The following is a 266-nucleotide window of genomic DNA, read 5'->3' as shown; positions in this document are numbered from 1 at the left end:
AAACTGGGGATCAGGAAGCTGGAAGGTAATGAGAAAGGCGGGGTGATCGAATTTGCCGAGAAGAATCACGTTAATCCGGCCTGGTTGATTGGTTTGCTGCAAAAACAGCCGCAGCATTACCGCCTTGATGGTCCGACGCGCCTGAAATTTATTCAGGATTTGAGTGAGCGGAAAACGCGTATCGAATGGGTACGCCAGTTTATGCGTGAACTGGAAGAGAACGCGATCGCTTAATGGTAAATCGGGGGCGTTTCTGCGCCCCCATC

Annotated in this window: 1 protein-coding gene; it reads left to right on the top strand. The window is 51.1% G+C overall.

The window, feature by feature from the left end; translation table 11 throughout:
- On the top strand, nt 1-234 hold a 234-nt coding region (locus FN960_RS24170; protein WP_143850822.1), incomplete at its 5' end, for a hypothetical protein.
- Nucleotides 235-266 lie beyond the last annotated feature (32 nt).

It is taken from the genome of Alkalicoccobacillus porphyridii (assembly GCF_007293315.1).
Lineage (GTDB): Bacteria > Bacillota > Bacilli > Bacillales > Bacillaceae_D > Alkalicoccobacillus > Alkalicoccobacillus porphyridii.
This window is presented reverse-complemented; position numbering and strand designations above follow the sequence as displayed.